This window comes from Burkholderia sp. Bp8992 (genome assembly GCF_003853705.1).
Taxonomy (GTDB): domain Bacteria; phylum Pseudomonadota; class Gammaproteobacteria; order Burkholderiales; family Burkholderiaceae; genus Burkholderia.
The window spans coordinates 67,496-88,479 of record NZ_QTQI01000014.1; the positions used below are offsets into that span (position 1 = coordinate 67,496).

Genomic DNA, 20,984 nt, shown 5'->3' on the forward strand with positions numbered 1-20,984 from the left:
CCCCGCGTCAGCTTCCGCCGTGCAGGCCCGCTGCCTGTCGCGCCGCCCGCCCGATCGCCTCCCCGGTTTGCGCTCAGCCGCAGTCGCGGTGCGACGGCGCGGCCCGCCGTGCGCGCATGTGCAGTGAAGGCGCGGTTGACAAGGGGCGATTCGCCAAACGATAGATGCCGCCCAAACCGCTATTCCCGAATGTTTTCCCCGGTGACGGGGCGCCGCGCAAACGGCGGCTCGCGCTCGCGCTCCTGGCCGTGCCCGGCCTCGTGCCGGCCGTGTCGTACGCGCAGCTGTCGGGCGCGGCCGCGCAGCCGCAGCCGCTCGACTCGCCGTGGGATCTGCGTCTCGCGCCCCAGCTCGAGGATCATCCGCTGAAGGACGGCGCGAAGCCGGCCGCCTTCGTGATCGCCGACCACACGAGCGGCACGGCCGAGCAGGATCTCGCCGCCAAGGGCTCCGCCGAGCTGCGGCGCGGCGACGCCGTCGTGAAGGCCGACGCGCTCCACTACGATCAGGATACCGACATGGCCGATGCGTACGGCCAGGTCAAGGTGGTCAATGGCGGTACGTCGTTCGCAGGTCCCGAGGCGCACCTGAAGATCGAGGCGAACCAGGGCTTCATGACGGCGCCGAAGTACCACTTCAACATGACGGGCGGGTCGGGCAGCGCCGAGCGCGTCGACATGGTCGACAACGAGCGCTCGGTGTTCGTCAACGGCACCTACACGGCGTGCCAGTGCTCGACGAACCCCGCGTGGTACATCAAGGGCAGCCGCTTCGACTTCGATACGGGCGCCGACGAAGGCACCGCGCGCAACGGCGTGCTGTTCTTCCAGGGCGTGCCGATCTTCGCGAGCCCGTGGATGACGTTCCCGCTGTCGGGCGAGCGGCGCAGCGGCCTGCTGCCGCCGACGTTCTCGGTGAACTCGAGCAACGGCTTCGAGCTGACGCTGCCGTACTACTTCAACATCGCACCGAACCGCGACCTGACGCTCACGCCGCGCATCATCTCGCGGCGCGGCGTGATGACCGAGGCGACGTTCCGCTACCTGTCGCCGTCGTATTCGGGCACGTTTACGGCCAATTACCTGCCGAGTGACCGGCTCGAGCACCGCAACCGCTACGCGATCTACTGGCAGCACCAGCAGAACTTCGGCGGCGGTTTCGGCGGCTACGTCTACTACAACAAGGTCTCGGACAACCTGTATCCCGAACAACTGGGTTCGATGAACCAGTTCATCAACGGGACGCAGACGCTGTACCAGCAGGAAGCCGGCCTCACGTACAACAACGGCCCGTGGTCGGTGCTCGCGCGCTACCAGCACTGGCAGACGCTGCCGCCGTCGATCGCGCCGTACAGCCGCGAGCCGCAGTTGAACGTGAAGTACACGAAGTACAACGTCGGCGGCTTCGACTTCGGCGCGGAAGCCGACTATTCGCGGTTCCGCATCACGACGGCCGACGCAACCGAAGGCGACCGGATCGTCTTCAACCCGTACATCGCGTACGGCGTGTACGGCCCCGGCTACTTCGTCGTGCCGAAGGTCCAGTACCACTTCGCGTCGTACGACCTGAACTACCTGTCGTCGACCACGCCGAACAACCCGAAGCGCTTCACCGAGTCGATCCCGACCGTGAGCTTCGACACGGGCCTGATCTTCGACCGCTCGGTGCGCCTGTTCGGCCAGGACTTCATCCAGACCCTCGAGCCGCGCCTGTACTACGTGTACACGCCGTATCGCAACCAGTCGAACGCGCCGCTGTTCGACACCGCGGAATCGGACTTCGGCCTCGCGGAGATCTACCAGCCGAACACGTTCGTCGGCAACGACCGGATCGCCGACGCGAACCGGATCACGGCCGGCCTGACGTCGCGCTTCATCGACCCGCGCACCGGCGACGAGCGCGCGCGCTTCGTGATCGCGCAGCAGTACTACTTCGCCGATCAGCGCGTGACGCTGAACCCCGGGCAGGCCGCCGTGCTGGCGCGCCACTCGGACCTGATCGTCGGCGCCGCGCTGAAGCTCGGCTCGGGCTTCATGTCTGAGACGGCGTTCCAGTACAACCAGAACAACAACCAGCTCGTGAAGTCGAGCATCGGTTTCGGCTACAGCCCGGGCGAGCGCCGCGTGATCAACGTCGGCTATCGCTACACGCGCTCGAACACCACGCTCGACAACCAGCCGATCAACCAGTTCCTGGTGTCCGCGCAATGGCCGCTCACGCGCCGCCTGTATGCGATCGGCCGTTTCAACTACGACCTCGCCGGAGATCGCGTGGTCGACGGTCTGGTCGGCTTACAATACGACGCGGATTGCTGGGCGCTCGGGGTCGGGGTGCAGCGGGCCGCGAACGGCATCAATTCGTCGGGACAGCAGAACTCGTCGACGCGATTCATGATGCAGCTGACGCTCAAGGGCCTGTCGACCGTCGACAACGGCCTCGTGTCCGCATTCCGCGCCGGGGTACCGGGCTACACGCCGCTGCCGCCGCCGCCGCCGCCGATGTCCCGCTTCAGCAACTACGAGTAACGCAGGCTTGTCTGCACCGGTCAGCACGATTTCAATGGAGTTTCAGTGGCAATGAAGAAAAACCTTCGTTTCGCGGCAGTCGTGTCCAGCCTCGCCGCGTCCGCCGCGCTGCTCGCCGCCGCGCCGGCCGCGGCGCAGGCGCTCGGTTCGCAAGGTGCGCAGCTCGCCGACGAAGTCGTCGCGGTCGTCAACAACGACGTGATCACGGGCCGCGAACTCGACCAGCGCGCCGGCCTGATCGCGCGCCGGCTGCAGCAGCAGAACGCACCCGTGCCGCCGACCGACCAGCTGCGCGCGCAGGTGCTGAACCAGATGGTGCTCGAGCGTATCCAGGTGCAGAAGGCGAAGGACGACGGGATCCGCGTCGACGACGCGACCGTGCAGTCCACGCTGCAGCGCCTCGCGCAGGCGAACGGGATGACGCTCGAGCAGTACCGCGCGCGTCTCGAGGCGCAAGGCGTGCCCTGGAGCATCTTCACGAGCGATGCGCGGACCGAGCTGACGCTGTCGAAGCTGCGTGAGCGCGAGGTCGACGGCAAGATCACCGTGTCGGATGCCGAAGTCGCGAACTACATCGCGAGCCAGCGCGGGCCGAACGCGTCGCAGCAGCAGGACCTGCGCTTCCAGCACATCTTCATCAAGGCGCCGACCAACGCGCCGCAGGCCGACATCGAGGCCGCGCAGAAGAAGGCCGACGCGCTGCTGCAGCAGGCGAAGTCGGGCGCCGATTTCGAGCGCCTCGCGAAGAACAACTCGGAAGCGAACGACGCGAAGAAGGGCGGCGACCTCGGTTTCAAGGCGCCGAGCGCGCTGCCGGCCGAGGTCGTCGACGCCGCATCGAAGCTGCGCCCGGGCCAGGTCAACCCGACGCTGATCCGCGTGCCGGACGGCTTCGAGATCGTGCGCCTCGTCGACCGCCGCCAGAGCCAGGGCGCCACGGCCGCCGCGCCGAAGATCGTGCAGACGCACGTGCGCCACATCCTGCTGCGCGTCGGCGAAGGCAAGTCGGAAGGCCAGGCGCGCCAGCAACTGGTCGACATCCGCAACCAGGTCCAGGCCGGCGGCGATTTCGCGAAGTTCGCGCGCACCTACTCGCAGGACGGGTCGGCGTCGCAGGGCGGCGATCTCGGCTGGATCAGCCCGGGCGAGACCGTGCCGGAATTCGAGCGTGCGATGAACAACCTGCAGGACGGCCAGATCAGCCAGCCGATCCGTACCGAGTACGGCTATCACCTGATCCAGGTGCTGAACCGCCGCGAAGCGGAAGGGTCGGTGCAGCAGCAGATGGACATCGCCCGCCAGGCGATCGGCCAGCGCAAGGCCGAGCAGGCCTACGCCGACTGGCTGCGCGAGCTGCGCGATTCGTCGTACGTTCAGTACAAGATCGGCGGCGTCGCCCCGGCGAACTGAGCGAGCCCCGCATGACCACGCCCGCGCTGCAGATCGCGATCACGACAGGCGAACCGGCGGGGGTCGGCCCGGAGCTGACCGTGCAGGCGCTGCGTGACGCCGCGCAGCGCTGGCCCGACGCGCATTTCACCGTGCTCGGCGATGCGGCGCTGCTCGACGCGCGGGCCGCAGCCGTCGGCGCCGACCGCACCGTGCTGGCCGGCGGTGCGCACGTGTCGGTCGCGCACCACGCGCTGGCCGTTCCCGTGCTGGCGGGCAAGCTGGACGCGGCGAACGGCCGGTACGTGCTCGGGCTGCTCGACACGGCGATCGACGGCGCGCTGGCCGGCCGGTACGACGCGATCGTGACCGCGCCGCTGCAGAAGAGCACGATCAACGATGCGGGCGTGCCGTTTACCGGCCATACCGAATACCTGGCGGAGCGCACGCATACGCCGCGCGTCGTGATGATGCTGGCGGGCACCGGCGACAGGCCGCTGCGCGTCGCGCTCGCGACGACGCACCTGCCGCTGAAGGATGTCTCCGCCGCGCTGACGATCGACGGTCTCGTCGAGACGCTCGCGATCATCGATCGCGACCTGCGGCGCGACTTCGGCCTTGCGGCGCCGCGGATCCTCGTGACGGGCCTGAATCCGCACGCGGGCGAGAACGGTTATCTCGGCCGCGAGGAGATCGACGTGATCTCGCCGGCGCTGGCCCGGGCGAACGCGCAGCGCATCGACGCGCGCGGCCCGTATCCGGCCGACACGCTGTTCCAGCCGCGCCATCTGGCCGATGCCGATTGCGTGCTCGCGATGTTCCATGACCAGGGCCTGCCCGTGCTGAAGTATGCGACCTTCGGCGAGGGCATCAACGTGACGCTCGGGCTGCCGATCATCCGCACGTCGGTCGACCACGGCACCGCGCTCGACCTGGCCGGCACGGGCCGTGCCGATCCGGGCAGCATGATTGCCGCGCTCGACACGGCCGTCACGATGGCGCGCCATCGCCGCGCGGCCTGACGCCGCGCGGTCTCACCTCTTTCGTCGTATTTTTCGTTTTACACAGTCGATGTCGAACAGCAGACAGCACCAAGGCCACTTCGCGCGCAAGCGCTTCGGGCAGAACTTCCTCGTCGATCACGGCGTGATCGATTCGATCGTGTCGACGATCGGCCCGGCGCGCGGCCAGCGCATGGTCGAGATCGGCCCCGGGCTCGGCGCGCTGACCGGGCCGCTGATCGAGCGCCTCGCGACGCCCGAGGCGCCGCTGCACGCGGTCGAGCTCGACCGCGACCTGATCGGCCGCCTGCAGCAGCGCTTCGGCGCGCTGCTCGAATTGCACGCCGGCGACGCGCTCGCGTTCGACTTCCGTTCGCTCGCGGCGCCCGGCGACAAGCCGTCGCTGCGGATCGTCGGCAACCTGCCGTACAACATTTCCAGCCCGCTGCTGTTTCACCTGATGACGTTCGCCGATGCGGTGATCGACCAGCATTTCATGCTGCAGAACGAAGTCGTCGAACGGATGGTCGCGGAGCCCGGCACGAAGGCGTTCTCGCGGCTGTCGGTGATGCTGCAGTACCGCTACGTGATGGAAAAGATGCTCGACGTGCCGCCGGAATCGTTCCAGCCGCCGCCGAAGGTCGATTCGGCGATCGTCCGGATGATTCCGTACGAGCCGCACGAACTGCCGGACGTCGATCCCGTGCTGCTCGGCGAAATCGTCACCGCCGCGTTCTCGCAGCGCCGCAAGATGCTGCGCAACACGCTCGGCGACTATCGCGAGACGATCGATTTCGACGGGCTCGGCTTCGATCTCGCGCGCCGTGCCGAGGACGTGAGCGTGGCGGAATACGTCGGCGTCGCGCAGGCGCTTGCGGCGGTACGCAAGGCCGGGTAACGCGCGGCACGCGAAGCCGGACCGGATGTGGTGAAAGGGCTGCCCGACGGGCAGCTTTTTTGTTGCACGCGTGTTTCTTGCCGGTGGCCGCTTACGCCCGCCTGCGCGGCGGCGCGTTGACGAGTGCGATGCCGGTCAGCACGAGCGCAGCCGCGGACATGAAGCGCCAGCCGACGGATTCGCCGAGCAGCAGTACGCCGAACGCAACGCCGAACAGCGGCGACAGGAACGTGAAGACCGACAATCGCGACGCGCTGTAGCGCGTCAGCAGCCAGAACCACGACAGGTAGCTGACGAACGCGACGATCACCGATTGATACGCGAGACTCGCCACGGCGATCGGTGTCACCTGCGCGAACGACACTTGCCCGAACAGCGCGGCGAGCGCGACCAGCACGACCGCCGACACCGCGAGCTGATAGAACAGCGTCTTGCTCGCGCTCGCCCGCGCGAGCGCCGTCGAGCGCACGACGACCGTCGTCGCGGCCCACATCGCGCCGCCGAGAATCCCGAGCGCGTCGCCGGCCAGCCCGGCCAGTACCGATGCGCCGGGTGCACGCGGCTTCAGGAAGCCGTCCGCGAACGCGAGCGCGATGCCGGCGAAGGCGAGACCGACGCCGGCCCACTGCGTGCGCTGCAGCCGCTCGCCCGGTGCGAACAGGTGCAGGCCGAGCGCGGTGAAGCAGGGCGCCGTGTACAGGAAGATCGCCATGTGCGACGCGCTCGTCAGCGTGAGCCCGAAGAACACGCAGATGAATTCGCCGGCGAACAGCGCACCGGCCGCGAGGCCCGCGCCGAACGTGCCGTCGGCCTGGAACAGCGGCGTGCCGCGCGTGCGGGCCCAGCCCCACAGCAACCCCGCGGCGATCACCGAGCGCAGCCCGGCCTGGAACATCGGCGCGATCGCGGCGTTCGTGCTCTTGATCGCGACTTGCTGGAAGCCCCAGATCGCGCACAGCAGCAGCATCAGGCCGGCGGCGCGCAGGTCGAGCGCGCGGCGCATGGGGGCGGCGGCGAGCGTGGTCATCGGCGCACCTCGCTTGATCGGTACGGCGGCGGCAGGGTTGGGCGGACAGCGTGTCCGGCGCGCTCGAATCGGCGGTTTCGCACGGCAGTGTGGCTTCAGGGAAGGGTGGGCGGTCGCATTCGGGCGGTGCGGCGCATGCCCGTTTTTGGTGCGAGATCGAAGGATGTTACCCGATCGGCGCGGTAGCCGGGCGGCCCGGATCGTGCTGTTTTCCGCCGCTGCGAGCGTGTTCGCACCGGTCACCCCGATGCGCGGTATCGGCCGCGCCCCCGGCCAAGCGCCCCGGCTGGGCGCCCCCGGCGAGTTTCACCTGACTCTGGTAGAGTTTCCGGTTCAGGAAAGTCCCCACAGGAGTACAACACATGCGTTTGCTGCATACGATGCTGCGAGTCGGCGATCTCGACCGCTCGATCAAGTTCTACACCGAATTGCTCGGCATGAAGCTGCTGCGTCGCGAGGATTATCCGGAAGGCAAGTTCACGCTCGCGTTCGTCGGCTACGAAGACGAGAGCACCGGCACCGTGATCGAGCTGACCCATAACTGGGATACGCCGTCCTACGATCTCGGCAACGGCTTCGGCCATCTGGCCGTGGCGGTCGAGGATGCGTACGCGGCCTGCGAGAAGATCAAGGCGCAAGGCGGCAAGGTCACGCGCGAAGCGGGCCCGATGAAGCACGGCACGACCGTGATCGCCTTCGTCGAGGATCCGGACGGCTACAAGATCGAGTTCATCCAGAAGAAGTAAGCGCCGGATGAACGGGCCGCGGAGCGCGAGGCGCGCGGCGGCAAAAAGGGCGATGCGGGGTGACCCGCATCGCCCTTTTTGATGGGCAGCGCCGCCGCGTGGGCGGTGTCAAAGCGACGGCAGCAGCTCGGGCGGGTGATGCTTGAGCGTGTGCCGCGCTTCGCGGAACTCGGGGAAGATCGATTCGACGGTCTGCCAGAAGGCCGGGCTGTGATTCATCTCGCGCAGGTGCGACAACTCGTGCGCGACGACGTAGTCGATGATCGACATCGGGAAATGGATCAGCCGCCAGTTCAGGCGGATCTTGCCGTCGCTCGAGCAGCTGCCCCAGCGTGTCGCGGCCGACGACAGCGCATACATCGAATACGTGACGCCGAGCTTTTCCGCGTAGACCGGCAGGCGCTCGCCGAAGATGCGCTTCGCTTCGCCCTGCAGCCAGCCCTGCACGCGATCCTTGATCTGCTGCATGTCGGCCTGCACGGGCAGCGGCAGCGACAGCCGCAGCGCATCGGCGTCGAACGCGACGGCACCCGCGCCGAGCGCGATCGTCACCGTCTTGCCGAGATACGGCAGCTGCGCGCCGTCGCGCCAGTCGATCTGCGGCAGCGCGCGCTGCTCGGTGCGCGTCTTCCACTCCGCGAGCTTCGCGAAGATCCAGCGTTGCTTCTCGGAGATCGCCGCTTCGATGTCGGCGAGCGTGACCCAGCGCGGCGCGGTGATCGACAGCCCGCTGCCGTCGATCGTGAAGCCGATCGTACGGCGTGCCGAACGTTTCAGCCGGTATTCGAGCACGCGGCTGTCGAGCGCGAACGTGCGCACGCGTGAGCGGTCGGGTGCCGGGCCCGGAACGGGCGGAATGGTGGGCGAGGCTTCAGGCGGCGCCGGCGGCGTGGCGGGCGCCGACGGTGCGGCGGCCGGCCCGTCGAAGAGCGGCAGATCCATCTGGCGATGATCGAGGGCCACGACGGCAGGCCGTGGCCGCGGACGCTGTTTCATCAGTTCGCTTCTTTTTGTCGTACGCAACGGCTGCAATCCGGGGGCTCAGGCTCGCGCGGCATCGCGCGTGCCGGCATTGCCCGCCTGGCGATAGGAATCGGGATCGATGCGGCGCATTTCCGCTTCGATCCATGCTTCGACCTGCGAGTTCAATACATCGGGCGTCAGCCCGTCGCTGGGGATCGGCTTGCCGATCGACACGGTGACGACGCCGGGGAATTTCGTGAACGAGTTGCGCGGCCACACCCGACCTGCATTGTGCGCGATCGGCACGACCGGCGTGCCGGTTTCGATCGCGAAGCGCGCGCCGCCCGTCTTGTACTTGCCCTGCTTGCCGACCGGCGTGCGCGTGCCTTCGGGGAACATGATCATCCACGCGCCTTCCGACAGGCGCTTCTTGCCCTGGCGGATCACCGAATTGAACGCGTTCTTGCCTTCCTTGCGGTTGATGTTGACCATATGCAGCAGCCCGAGCGCCCAGCCGAAGAACGGCACGTACAGCAGTTCGCGCTTGAACACGTAGCAGAGCGGCTTCGGCATCAGCGCCGGGAACGCGAGCGTCTCCCATGCCGACTGGTGCTTCGACAGCAGCACGGCCGGGCCGTCGGGCAGGTTTTCCATCCCTTCGATCCGGTAGCGGATTCCGTTCAGCCAGCGCACGACCCACAGGGTCGACTTGCACCAGCCGGCCGCCATCCAGTAGCGCGCGTCGGGGCGCATGAACGGGAACGCGATGAAGCACGCGGTGGCGTACGGCACCGTGTACAGGATGAAGTAGATCAGCAGCAGCAGGGAGCGGACGAAGCGCATCGGCGTGAGTCTGGCGTTAGGGAGGATGCGCGCGGCAGCCGCATCACTCGTGTTCGTGTGAAAGGAAGTCGAGCGCAAACGCGCGCAGGTCGTCGTGGACTTTCGTGCCGGGCGGCAGATTGCCCGCGGCGAGCGTCTTCTTGCCCTTGCCGGTCAGCACGAGGTGCGGCTGGAAGCCGACCGCGACGCCGGCCTGCAGGTCGCGCAGCGAATCGCCGACGACCGGCGTGTGATCGGGATCGATCTCGAAGCGCTCGGCGATCATCTGCATCATGCCGGGTTTCGGCTTGCGGCAGTCGCAGTGATCCTCGGCCGTGTGCGGGCAGAAGAACACCGCGTCGATACGTGCGCCGACGGCGGCCGCCGCGCGATGCATCTTCAGGTGCATCTCGTTCAACGTGGCCATGTCGAACAGCCCGCGACCGATGCCGGACTGGTTGGTCGCGACGACCACGCGATAACCCGCGTGGTTGAGCCGGGCGATCGCCTCGAGGGCGCCGGGCAGCGCGATCCATTCGTCGGGCGTCTTGATGAACGCATCCGAATCGACGTTGATCACGCCGTCCCGGTCGAGGACGACGAGCTTTCGGTTGGGGCTGATCGGCATCGTGCGGCCCTTATGCGGCGAGCTTCGAGATGTCGGCGACGCAGTTCATCTGCTGGTGCAGCGCGGACAGCAGTGCAAGACGGTTGGCGCGCAGCGCCGGATCTTCCGCGTTGACCATTACGTCGTTGAAGAACGTGTCGACCGGCGCGCGCAGCGCGGCGAGCGCCGACAGCGCGCCCGTGTACGCACGCGCCTCGAGCTGCGACTGCACGTGCGGCGTCACGGCCGCGAGCTGTTCGTGCAGCGCCTTCTCGGCGGCCTCGACGAGCAGCGTCGGCTGCACCGCGCCGTTCGCGCCGCCTTCCGACTTCTTCAGGATGTTCGAGATCCGCTTGTTCGCGGCCGCGAGCGCTTCGGCTTCCGCGAGGCGCGTGAATTCGCGCACCGCGTCGAGGCGCGCGACGAGATCGTCGACGCGCGTCGGGTTCAGGCTCAGCACCGCGTCGATTTCACCGGCCGAATAGCCGCGCTCGCGCAGCAGGCCGCGCAGGCGATCCATGAAGAACGCGAAGATCGCATCGGTCGACTCGGCGACGCCCGGCACGCCTTCGAAGCGCGCGTAGGCCGTGCGCAGCAGCGACACGAGATCGAGCGGCAACTGCTTCTCGAGCAGCAGGCGCAACACGCCGAGCGCGTGGCGGCGCAGCGCGAACGGATCCTTCTCGCCGGTCGGCGCGAGGCCGATGCCCCAGATGCCGACGATCGTCTCGAGCTTGTCGGCCAGCGCGACGGCGGTCGACACGGGCGTGGTCGGCAGCGCATCGCCGGAGAAGCGCGGCTGGTAGTGCTCGGCGCATGCGAGCGCGACATCGTCGGCTTCGCCGTCGTGGCGCGCGTAGTACGTGCCCATCGTGCCCTGCAGTTCCGGGAACTCGCCGACCATGTCGGTCAGCAGGTCGGCCTTCGCGAGGCGCGCGGCGCGCTTCGCGTGCGCGGTGTCGGCGCCGATCGCCGGGGCGATCTCGCCGGCCAGCGCCTCGAGGCGCTCGACGCGGGCGAGCGCCGAACCCAGCTTGTTGTGATAGACGACGTTCGCCAGCTGCGGCACGCGGTCGGCGAGCGGCTTCTTCTTGTCCTGCTCGAAGAAGAACTTCGCATCGGCGAGGCGCGGACGCACGACGCGCTCGTTGCCCTCGATGATCTCGCCCGGCGTCTTCGTCTCGATGTTCGACACGATCAGGAAGCGCGAGCGCAGCTTGCCGGCGACGTCGGTCAGCGCGAAATACTTCTGGTTCGTCTGCATCGTGAGGATCAGGCATTCCTGCGGAACCTGCAGGAATTCGTCCTCGAAGCGGCACGGGTAGACGACCGGCCATTCGACCAGCGACGTCACTTCGTCGAGCAGCGATTCGGGCATCACGACCGTGTCGCCGTTCGCGTGTTCGTTCAGTTGCGTGCGGATCGTCTCGCGGCGATCGGCGAAGTGCGCGATCACGCGGCCCTTGTCGCGCAGCGTGTCGGCGTACGCGCGCGCATGCTGGATCGCGACCAGGCCGTCGGACAGGAAGCGGTGGCCGAGCGTGGTGTCGCCGGCATCGACGCCGAACGCGGTGACGGGCACGACGCGGTCGTCGTGCAGCACCGTCAGGCGGTGCACCGGGCGCACGAACTTCACGTCGGAGCCGTCCGGGCGCTGGTACGTCATGAACTTCGGGATCGGCAGTTTCGCGAGCGCTTCGTCGAGCGCGGCCTGCAGGCCGTCGGCGAGCGTGGCGCCGGCCGCCGAGTAGTTGATGAAGAAGGCTTCGGCCTTGCCGTCCTGCGCGCGCTCGAGATCGGCGATCGACAGGTTCGGGTGGCCGAGCGCCGCGAGCTTTTTCGCAAGCGGGGCCGTCGGCTTGCCTTCGGCGTCGAGGGCGACCGACACCGGCAGGACCTTTTCGCGAACCTGCTTTTCAGGCGCGACGGCGCGCACGTTCTGCACGACGACGGCGAGGCGGCGCGGCGTCGCGTAGCGTTCGAACACGAGTTCGCCTTCGACGAGGTCGCGCGCGGCGAGGCGTTGCGCGAGACCTTCGGCGAATGCGTCGCCGAGGCGCGCGAGGGCCTTCGGCGGCAGCTCTTCGGTCAGCAGTTCGACGAGCAGGGGGGCGGGATGATTGTGCGTCATGGTTGGATTGAATCTCGTCTCGTCAGTCCTGATCGATCTTGCGTTCGACCTTGAGCGGCGGCGCCCATGCCGGCTGCGCGGCGTCCTGGGCGTCGGTGGTGAGGCCCGGCACGCCCGGCGGGTTGCCGAGCATCGGGAAGCCGAGCTTCTCGCGCGAGTCGTAGTAAGCCTGCGCGACGAGACGCGACAGCGCGCGGATGCGGCCGATGTACGCCGCACGCTCGGTGACCGAGATCGCGCCGCGCGCGTCGAGCAGGTTGAACGTGTGGCCGGCCTTCAGCACGAGTTCGTACGCGGGCAGTGCGAGCTGCGCGTCGATCATCTTCTTCGCTTCCGCTTCGTAGCTGTTGAAGAACGTGAACAGCAGGTCGACGTTCGCGTGCTCGAAGTTGTAGGTCGACTGCTCGACCTCGTTCTGGTGGTACACGTCGCCATACGACAGGCGGCGCAGCTCGGGGCCGTTCGGGCCTTGCTCTTCCCACTCGGTCCACACGAGGTCGTACACGTTCTCGACCTTCTGCAGGTACATCGCGAGGCGCTCGAGGCCGTACGTGATCTCGCCGAGCACCGGCTTGCATTCGAGGCCGCCGACTTCCTGGAAATACGTGAACTGCGTGACTTCCATCCCGTTCAGCCACACTTCCCAGCCGAGGCCCCACGCGCCGAGCGTCGGGTTTTCCCAGTCGTCCTCGACGAAACGCACGTCGTTCTGCTTCAGGTCGAAGCCGAGCGCCTCGAGCGAGCCGAGGTACAGGTCGAGGATGTTTTCCGGTGCCGGCTTGAGCACGACCTGGTACTGGTAGTAGTGCTGCAGGCGGTTCGGGTTCTCGCCGTAGCGGCCGTCCTTCGGACGGCGCGACGGCTGCACGTACGCGGCGCGCCACGGCTCGGGGCCGACCGCGCGCAGGAACGTGTGAACGTGCGACGTGCCCGCGCCGACTTCCATGTCGATGGGCTGGAGCAGGGCGCAACCCTGCTTGTCCCAGTAGGACTGCAGCGTCAGGATGATTTGCTGAAACGTAAGCATGAAGAGCCTTCGTGGCGCTGGCGCTCCGTTGCGGGCGGCGCTCCGGGCGGGGCCCGGAGGGTCGGCTCGCGCGGCGGCGCGGCTTGTTAGTGTGCTGAAACGCGTAATTTTACCGGATCGGCGACCGGATGCGGCCGGAACGCGGGCGAAGGCGCCGCCGGCCCGCTTCCGAAAGGCGCGCATGAGCGGCCGGCGCGGCCCGTCGGCCCGTCCATGGGCCGCTCGCGACGCGCGTGCCATGCCGCTGCGCGCGGGCGTTAAGATGCGCATATTGCGGCGCGCGTCACGCGTGCCGCGTCACCACTCGCCGACGCCGACTGCATGGACGACCCGACCGACCTCCTCATTCCGCTGCTCCCGCCGTTCCTCGCGTTGCTCGGGCAGGCCGCCGACGCGCGGGCGCGCGGCGAGCATGCCGCGCACGATCTGTGGCTCGCCGCCGCCGCCCATCTGCACGCGGTCGATGCCGATGCGCTCGCGCAGCTCACGACGACACTCGTCGCGCGGCAGCGCATGGCCGACGCGCTCGCGCTGGCCGAATGCGCGGCGCGGGCGCAGCCGGGCGCGGGCACGTACTTCAATCACGGCTATGTGCTGCAGATGGCCGATCGCCACGCGGATGCCGTCGCGCCGTATTGCGCGGCGCTGGCGATCGATGCCGGCCGGCCGTCGCTGCGCAACAACCTCGCGATCGCGCTGCGGCTGTCGGGCGGCGACCGCGCGGAGGAGATCGCGCTGCTCGAAGCGGCCGTGAAGCACGATCCGCGGGACGTGCAGGCGTGGATCAACCTCGTGGTCGCGCGGATCGCGACACACGATCTCGACGACGCGCTCGCGTGCGCCGCGCGGCTCGCCGACCTCGCACCCGACAACGCGCTCGCGATGAACAACGTCGCGATGGCGATGAAGGAGGCGCAGCGCTGGGACGATGCCGAACGCTACGCGACGCGCGCGTGCGAGCTGGCGCCCGACGACGCGTCGTTCCGGTTCAACCTCGCGATCATCCAGCTCGTGCGCGGCAACCATGCGGCCGGCTGGCGCGGCCACGAGGCACGCTGGGATGGCGCCGGCGAACTGCGCGGCCGCCGGCCGGCGCTGCCGGGCCCGCGCTGGCAGGGCGAGCCGCTCGCCGGCAAGACGCTGCTGGTGTGGGGCGAGCAGGGGCTCGGCGACGTGCTGCAGTTCTGCCGCTTCGTCGCGCCGCTCGCCGAGCGCGTGCATCGCGAAGGCGGCCGGCTCGCGTGGAATACGTTCCCGCAGGTCGGCACGCTGATGCAGCGCAGCCTCGGCGCGCACGCGGACGCCTTCAGCGCGGGCGGCGGTGTCGACGTGCTGCCGGCCTTCGATTACGAGGTGCCGCTGATCGGCCTGCCGCTGATGCTCGGCATGGAAGCGTCGACGCTCGCGTCGTCGGTGCCGTACCTGCAGGCCGACGCCGGTGCACGCGATGCGTGGCGCGCGCGGCTCGCGGGCGATCGCCGGCTGAAGGTCGGGCTCGTGTGGACGGGCAGCGCGGGCCATCAGCGCAACCCGTTCCGGCGCGTCGGGCTCGAGCGCTATGCCGACGCGTTCCGCGGGATCGACGGCGTCGCGTTCCATTCGCTGCAGCCGGGCGCGCAGGCGGACGTCGCCGCGGCGCGCGCGGCCGGGTTCGCGGTCGAGGATTTCACGGCGGAACTGACGAGCTTCGACGATACGGCCGCCTTCATCGGCGCGCTGGATCTCGTGATTACCGTATGCACGTCGGTCGCGCACCTGGCGGGCGCGCTCGGCGCGCGCACCTGGGTGCTGCTCGACGTGAATCCGCATTGGCCGTGGATGCTCGAACGCACGGACAGCCCGTGGTATCCGACCGCGACGCTGTACCGGCAGCCGACGTTCGGCATGTGGGAGCCCGTGATGGAGGCGGTGAGTCGCGACCTGCGGAACCTCGCCGCGCAGCCGGATCGACTGGATCAACCGGCCCGGCAGGCCTGAGCGGCCGGCCGGTTCGCGGTCATCGGCCACCGCGCGGCCACCGCGCGCAGCGGCGGCCGTTTGCGTCATTCGGGCCGGTCGTCGCCGTTGTTCCGGCCGTTGCGCCGGCGCAGCCCCGGCCCGAACGTGAAGCCGAACGCGAGCAGCACCAGCGACACCGCGAGCACGATGTTGTTGCCGCTCGTCACGTAAGGCGTGAAGCCGCTCGTGCCTTCGATCCGTACGTCGAGCGAGCCGATCGTGAACGGCTTCAGCTGGCCGAGCACGCGCCCGTGCGCATCGATCGCGGCCGTCATCCCCGTGTTGGTCGAGCGCAGCATCGGCCGGCCCGTCTCGAGCGAGCGCATCCGCGCGATCTGCAGGTGCTGGTCGAGCGCGATCGTGTCGCCGAACCACGCGAGGTTCGTCACGTTGACGAGCACGCCGGGCGGCTGCGGGTTGTCGCGGATCGTCGCGGCGATTTCCTCGCCGAACAAGTCCTCGTAGCAGATATCGGCCATCACCGGCTGGTTGTGCACGAGGAACGGCTTCTGCACGGGCGCGCCGCGCGCGAAGTCGCCGAGCGGCATCTTCATCAGGTCGACGAACCAGCGGAAGCCCCACGGGATGAATTCGCCGAAGGGCACGAGGTGGTGCTTGTCGTAGTGATAGATGTCGCGCGAGTTCGGCGTCACGCCGTACAGGCTGTTCGTATAGTCGACGTAGTGGCCGTCCTCGGTCACCGATGCGCCGACCGCGCCGAACAGCACGGCCGACCCCGTCGTGTCGCTGAACTTGCGGATCGCGACGGCGAACGGCTCGGGCAGCTCCTGGATCATCACCGCGATCGCGGTCTCCGGCGTGACGATCAGGTCGGCCGGCTTCTCGACGATCATCTGCTGGTACATCTTGATCGCCGCGTCGATGCCTTCCTGCTCGAACTTGATGTCCTGCTTCACGTTGCCCTGCAGCAGCCGCACGGTGAGCGGTGCGTTCGCGGGCACGGTCCACGTGACCTGCGACAGCCCGAGGCCGGCCGCGATCAGCGCGACCGCCACGCCGGCCGGCGCGGCGATGCGCACGCGTGCGTTGCCGCCGGGATTGCCGGCGCCGTTGTCGCGCGCGGGCGACGGGCGCGCGGCGACGAGCGCCTGCACGACCAGCGCGGCGAACAGCGCGAGCACCCATGCGATCCCGTACACGCCGACCACCGGCGCGAAGCCCGCGAACGGGCCGTCGACCTGCGGATAGCCGCTCGCGAGCCATGGAAAGCCGGTGAACAGCGTGCCGCGCAGCCATTCGCCGAGGGCCCACGCGCTCGCGAACGCGAACGCGCCGTGCCAGGTCGGCGCGAACGGGCGCGGATCGGGCGTGCGGCGATGCCACGCATGGCCCGCGCAGAACGACCACAGCCCGGCCGAGAACGCCGGGTACAGCGACAGGTACAGCGAGAACAGCACGAGCGCGCCGCCCGCGAGCGGCGCGGCCATCTCGCCGTACACGTGCATGCTGATGTAGAGCCACCAGACGCCGCTGATGAAATTGCCGAAGCCGAATGCGCCGCCGGTGAGCGCGGCGCCGCGCCAGCTCGACGTGCGCGTCAGCTGCGCGAAAAACCAGACGAATACGACGAGTTGCAGCCAGCCGCCGTGCGGCGTCGGTGCGAAGCTGAGCGTATTGGCCGCGCCGGCGAGCAGCGCGGCCGGGTAGTGCCAGCGCGGCAGCGCGCGGCCGGGCGCCGGCGCGAGGAGGCCGCCAGCCGGGCGGGACGGGATCGGATCGTCCATGTGAAGCGGAAGTGGGCGAGCGGTTGAAGGAAACGCGGCTGGCGCGGAGCGGTCAGTCTTCGTGCGAGGTTTCGGCGCGACGGCTGGCGAGCGGGTTGCGGCGCACCAGCAGCACATGCACCTGGCGCGCATCGCCGCGCTGGATCTCGAACACGAGGTTGCCGAGCTGCAGCTTCTCGCCGCGGTGCGGCACGCGTCCGAAATGATGGGTGATCAGGCCGCCGATCGTGTCGACTTCGTCGTCGGGGAAATCGGTGCCGAACGCGTCGTTGAACTGTTCGATCTCGGTGAGCGCGCGCACGCGGAAGCGGCCGTCGGGCCCCGAGATGATGTTGCCGGCTTCCTCGTCGAAGTCGTATTCGTCCTCGATGTCGCCGACGATCTGTTCGAGCACGTCCTCGATCGTGATCAGGCCCGCCACGCCGCCGTATTCGTCGACGACGATCGCCAGGTGGTTGCGGTTCACGCGGAAGTCGTGCAGCAGCACGTTCAGGCGCTTCGATTCCGGGATGAATACGGCCGGGCGCAGCATCCCGCGCACGTCGAATTCTTCCTCGGCGTAAAAACGCAGCAGATCCTTCGCGAGCAGCACGCCGATGACGTTGTCGCGGTTCTCCTCGTACACGGGGTAGCGCGAGTGCGCCTTCTCGAGGACGAACGGGATGAAATCCTCGGGCTTGTCGGCGATGTTGATCGCGTCCATCTGCGCGCGCGGCACCATGATGTCGCGCGCACACAGATCGGATACCTGGAACACGCCTTCGATCATCGACAGCGAGTCGGCGTCGATCAGGTTGCGTTCGTGGGCGTCCTGGAGGATTTCCAGCAGCTCGCCGCGGGATTCGGGCTCGGGCGAGATGAAGTCGGTCAGGCGCTCGAGCAGCGAGCGCTTTTCTTGCGGTTTGTCGGTTGGCTTACGACTGGGATACGAATCGTTCATGGTGGTGCGCCCGGGTCATGCCGGAGCGCGCTGTCACGGAGTAGGCAAGGATACACCAAGGGCACGACGCGACCGTGTCACCCCGGCCGTCTGGCCGGGGCGGGCGGCACGCGGGCCCCGCTCGTGGACGGCCGCGCCGGGCGCGACTTCGTCCTCGGGTCCATCCTATCCCAGAAAAGGGCGATGGCGCAGCAGCGGCAAAAATCGGCTGCGGGCGGCGCGGGACGGCGCGACACGGGGAAACGACCGGCCGGCCGGTCGGTGTCGGCGGCAATCTGCCGCACGCGATTGCGTGTGAACCCGGGCCTGGAAGGGGCTCAGAAGCGCATGCCGGCCGAGCAGCCGCCGGCGGCCGCACCGTTGGTCGCGGCGCCGCCGCAGCCGAGGATGCCGCAGCCGGACAGCGCGACGCTCGCGGCGACGAGCAGCGCGGCAATCCTGCAACGCGACCGGCATGCCGGGTTCATCGGCGGGAACCTCGTTCGAAAGCGCGGGCGGCGCTGGCCGCGCGGGACCGCGTGGCGGCAAGCCGGGCGTCGGGTCGCGTCACTTGCATCGCGCGAGCAGCCCTTCGAGCGCGCGATCGGGAATGCCGCTCGCACGCAGCGCATCGACGGTGCGGCTCACGTAGTCGAGCGTCGTGCCGTAGCGGCCGGCCGCACAGCTGAACACTTCCTTCACGACCGGGTCGGACAGCTTGCCCGTATAGGTCGGTACGTCGCGGCGCATCACGAAAGCGAGCGCGTTCACGCGTTCGCCGGTCTCGAGCGTGCACGGCAGCCAGGCGGGCCGGTACGACCCCATCGGCATCTCGCGCTTCCACAGCGTCTCGAGGTGCGGCTGAGCGGTCGGGCCCGACAGCCGGAACGCGATGCCGGAGCACGAGCCGCCGCGATCGAGCGCGAGCACGAGGCCCGGGCGTTCGGGCGTGCCGCGGTTCACGCGCGACCACAGGTAGAGGCCGCGGTGGTAGCCATGCACCTTGCCGCGCACGGCGGCGACGGTCGGCAGGCCGGGGTTCCAGATCAGCGAGCCATAGCCGAACAGCCAGAGGTCCTGCCGGCCGTCCCAGTCGCGCATCGTGTGCGCGAGCGAGGCCGCGAGCTCGTCTTCCGTCAGCAGTCGCCCGTCGCCGATCGCGGGCGGGTAGGCGGGCGGGAGCATCGCGGCGTTGCGCATCGTACTGAACGCTTACTGGTACGGGTTCGGGAAGCCCAGCTTCGCGAGGATGTCGACTTCGAGCGCTTCCATTTCGGCCGCGTCCTCGTCGCTCGTCTCATGGTCGTAGCCCTGCGCGTGCAGCGCGCCGTGCACCAGCAGGTGCGCGTAGTGGGCCGTGAGCGGCTTGCCCTGTTCGTGCGCTTCCTTCTCGACGACCGGGCAGCACAGCACGAGGTCGCCGATCACGGTGCCGTCGGGCGCCGCGTCGTACGCGAAGGTCAGCACGTTGGTCGGGTAGTCCTTGTGGCGGTAGCCGGCGTTCAGCGTGCGGCCTTCGTCTTCGCCGACGAAGCGCACGGTGAGCTGCGCGCTCGCGAACAGCGCCGGCTCGATCCATTCGGCGATCAGCTTGCGCTTGGGCAGCGTCTTGCGGATGTCGCTCGTGATCTCGTCGCCGTACTGCACGGACAGGTCGAGCTCCAGCGCGCGCGGTTCGTCGTCGACGTCGTCTTCGCGCGGCGCGAGTTCCGCGCCCACGTGCAGCGTCACGCTGTCGTAGTGCTCGGGCTGCAGCGCGAGCTTCGCGCGCATCGCCGGGTCGTTGTGCTGCGCGACGATCGCGACGGCCGCGTCACCGGAGCTGCCCGACAGGTCGAACATCAGGCTGCGGCCGTCCGGAAAGTCGATCCGCAGCCCTTGTGCGTTGACGGTCCGGGCCTTGCCCTTCGCGTCGAACAGCGAAAGGCGGGGGGATTCGGGCGCGGCGGACGGGGCGCGACCGGACTTGCGGGAGCGGGAGGATTTCATGACGCGTACGGCGATTGGGACGCGTTGAGGATACACCAAACGGCCGATCCCACCCGAATTCGAACGGGCGAAAAAAAGCCCGGCGCGCCGTGTGGCGGGCCGGGCCGGCAGCCCTGGGCGCGCAGGCGCCGCCGTCAGCCGTCCTGATGCTGCGCGTGGAACTCGTCGTACGCCTCGACGATGCGCGCGACGAGCGGGTGGCGCACGACGTCCGCGCTCGTGAAGCGCGTGAGCGCGATGCCGCGCACGCCGCCGAGCACCTGCTGCGCCTCGACAAGGCCGCTCTTGTGGCCGCGCGGCAGGTCGACCTGGCTCGTGTCGCCGGTCACGACGGCCTTCGAGCCGAAGCCGATCCGCGTGAGGAACATCTTCATCTGCTCGGGCGTCGTGTTCTGCGCCTCGTCGAGGATGATGAACGCATGGTTCAGCGTGCGGCCGCGCATGTACGCGAGCGGCGCGATCTCGATCATCTGGCGCTCGAACATCTTCGCGGTCTTGTCGAAGCCGAGCAGGTCGTACAGCGCGTCGTACAGCGGGCGCAGGTACGGGTCGACCTTCTGCGCGAGATCGCCCGGCAGGAAGCCGAGCCGCTCGCCGGCCTCGACGGCCGGGCGCGTCAGCACGATCCGCTTGACCTGGTCGCGCTCGAGCGCGTCGACTGCGCACGCGACCGCGAGATAGGTCTTGCCGGTGCCGGCCGGCCCGATGCCGAACGTCACGTCGTGCTGCAGGATCTGCTTCAGGTACTCGCGCTGCGCGGGCGTGCGGCCGCGCAGGTCGGCGCGCCGCGTGTACAGCTTCGGCGCGGGTTCTTCATCCGGCTCGCTGGCGTCGAGCTGCACGACGGGCTCGTCGAACGGATGGTCGGGGTCGCCGCGAAAGCGCACGTCGATCGTGTCCTGGCGGCCGTTGCCGGTCGTGTGGCGCACCTCGACCAGCGCGAGCTGGATGTCGTCGACCGACAGCGGATCGCGCGCACGGTTGTAGAAGTTTTCGAGCGCGGCGAGCGCGAGCTTGGCGCCGCGCCCGCGAATCGTGATCCGGTGGCCGCGCCGCGCGAGCGTGACGTCGAGTGCCTGTTCGATCTGCCGCAGGTTCTCGTCGAGCGGGCCGCAGAGGTTGGCGAGGCGCGCGTTGTCGTCGCGCGGGGCGGTGAATTCCAGTGCTTGGACGGTCTTCAAAGTAGCGTCGGGCTCC

At 68.8% G+C, this 20,984-nt stretch carries 18 protein-coding genes; 6 read left to right on the forward strand and 12 right to left on the reverse strand.

Translation table 11 applies throughout. The features are described from left to right. The first annotated feature begins 164 nt into the window (after positions 1–164). Genes DIE03_RS20940 through rsmA form a run of 4 tightly spaced genes read left to right on the forward strand, consistent with a single transcriptional unit; the run spans position 165 to position 5,813 of the window. Entirely contained in the window at positions 165–2,525 is a 2,361-nt protein-coding gene (locus DIE03_RS20940; RefSeq protein ID WP_124453616.1) for an LPS-assembly protein LptD, read from the forward strand. A gap of 51 nt (positions 2,526–2,576) precedes the next feature. Then, a complete protein-coding gene (locus DIE03_RS20945; protein ID WP_124453618.1) occupies positions 2,577–3,935 on the forward strand; it encodes a peptidylprolyl isomerase in 1,359 nt (452 codons plus the stop codon). Positions 3,936–3,946: 11 nt separating this feature from the next. After that, positions 3,947–4,936, forward strand: a complete 990-nt coding sequence (gene pdxA, locus DIE03_RS20950; protein ID WP_124453620.1) for a 4-hydroxythreonine-4-phosphate dehydrogenase PdxA — start codon at positions 3,947–3,949, stop codon at positions 4,934–4,936. A gap of 49 nt (positions 4,937–4,985) precedes the next feature. Continuing rightward, on the forward strand, positions 4,986–5,813 hold the full coding sequence (rsmA, locus tag DIE03_RS20955) for a 16S rRNA (adenine(1518)-N(6)/adenine(1519)-N(6))-dimethyltransferase RsmA (protein WP_124453622.1): 828 nt from the start codon (positions 4,986–4,988) through the stop codon (positions 5,811–5,813). Positions 5,814–5,904: 91 nt separating this feature from the next. Here rsmA and DIE03_RS20960 read toward each other — a convergent pair whose 3' ends face one another. After that, entirely contained in the window at positions 5,905–6,840 is a 936-nt protein-coding gene (locus DIE03_RS20960) for a DMT family transporter (RefSeq protein ID WP_124453623.1), read from the reverse strand. A gap of 362 nt (positions 6,841–7,202) precedes the next feature. Between DIE03_RS20960 and gloA the strand changes: the two genes are divergently transcribed. After that, on the forward strand, positions 7,203–7,586 hold the full coding sequence (gene gloA, locus DIE03_RS20965) for a lactoylglutathione lyase (RefSeq protein WP_124453625.1): 384 nt from the start codon (positions 7,203–7,205) through the stop codon (positions 7,584–7,586). 108 nt (positions 7,587–7,694) lie between these two features. On the opposite strand, the gene DIE03_RS20970 is transcribed toward gloA, so the two are convergent. Genes DIE03_RS20970 through glyQ form a run of 5 tightly spaced genes read right to left on the reverse strand, consistent with a single transcriptional unit; the run spans position 7,695 to position 13,136 of the window. Beyond that, entirely contained in the window at positions 7,695–8,582 is an 888-nt protein-coding gene (locus DIE03_RS20970; RefSeq protein ID WP_124453627.1) for a M48 family metallopeptidase, read from the reverse strand. A gap of 45 nt (positions 8,583–8,627) precedes the next feature. Continuing rightward, positions 8,628–9,392, reverse strand: a complete 765-nt coding sequence (locus DIE03_RS20975) for a 1-acyl-sn-glycerol-3-phosphate acyltransferase (protein ID WP_124453629.1) — start codon at positions 9,390–9,392, stop codon at positions 8,628–8,630. Positions 9,393–9,435: 43 nt separating this feature from the next. Continuing rightward, positions 9,436–9,999, reverse strand: coding sequence for a D-glycero-beta-D-manno-heptose 1,7-bisphosphate 7-phosphatase (gmhB, locus tag DIE03_RS20980; protein ID WP_124453631.1), 564 nt, complete (start codon positions 9,997–9,999; stop codon positions 9,436–9,438). Positions 10,000–10,009: 10 nt separating this feature from the next. Further along, positions 10,010–12,109 carry a glycine--tRNA ligase subunit beta gene (gene glyS, locus DIE03_RS20985; protein WP_124453633.1) on the reverse strand — a complete coding sequence of 700 codons (2,100 nt, stop codon included), beginning with the start codon at positions 12,107–12,109 and terminating at the stop codon, positions 10,010–10,012. Between the two features lie 22 nt (positions 12,110–12,131). Further along, entirely contained in the window at positions 12,132–13,136 is a 1,005-nt protein-coding gene (gene glyQ / locus DIE03_RS20990) for a glycine--tRNA ligase subunit alpha (protein ID WP_006477868.1), read from the reverse strand. 321 nt (positions 13,137–13,457) lie between these two features. Between glyQ and DIE03_RS20995 the strand changes: the two genes are divergently transcribed. Further along, a complete protein-coding gene (locus DIE03_RS20995; protein ID WP_124453635.1) occupies positions 13,458–15,113 on the forward strand; it encodes a hypothetical protein in 1,656 nt (551 codons plus the stop codon). 65 nt (positions 15,114–15,178) lie between these two features. Here DIE03_RS20995 and lnt read toward each other — a convergent pair whose 3' ends face one another. From lnt to DIE03_RS21020, 6 genes are all read right to left on the reverse strand, one after another. Continuing rightward, positions 15,179–16,879 (reverse strand): apolipoprotein N-acyltransferase, encoded by a 1,701-nt coding sequence (gene lnt, locus DIE03_RS21000; RefSeq protein ID WP_124453637.1) that lies wholly within the window; start codon positions 16,877–16,879, stop codon positions 15,179–15,181. A gap of 52 nt (positions 16,880–16,931) precedes the next feature. Next, positions 16,932–17,819, reverse strand: a complete 888-nt coding sequence (locus DIE03_RS21005) for an HlyC/CorC family transporter (RefSeq protein ID WP_124453640.1) — start codon at positions 17,817–17,819, stop codon at positions 16,932–16,934. 317 nt (positions 17,820–18,136) lie between these two features. Continuing rightward, a complete protein-coding gene (locus DIE03_RS38350; protein ID WP_185658189.1) occupies positions 18,137–18,286 on the reverse strand; it encodes a hypothetical protein in 150 nt (49 codons plus the stop codon). Between the two features lie 79 nt (positions 18,287–18,365). After that, entirely contained in the window at positions 18,366–18,998 is a 633-nt protein-coding gene (locus DIE03_RS21010) for a gamma-glutamylcyclotransferase (protein WP_124453642.1), read from the reverse strand. A gap of 12 nt (positions 18,999–19,010) precedes the next feature. After that, complete coding sequence (gene ybeY / locus DIE03_RS21015) at positions 19,011–19,787, reverse strand: rRNA maturation RNase YbeY (RefSeq protein ID WP_124453644.1); 777 nt, start codon at positions 19,785–19,787, stop codon at positions 19,011–19,013. Between the two features lie 134 nt (positions 19,788–19,921). Beyond that, entirely contained in the window at positions 19,922–20,968 is a 1,047-nt protein-coding gene (locus DIE03_RS21020) for a PhoH family protein (protein WP_124453646.1), read from the reverse strand. Between the last annotated feature and the right edge of the window lie 16 nt (positions 20,969–20,984).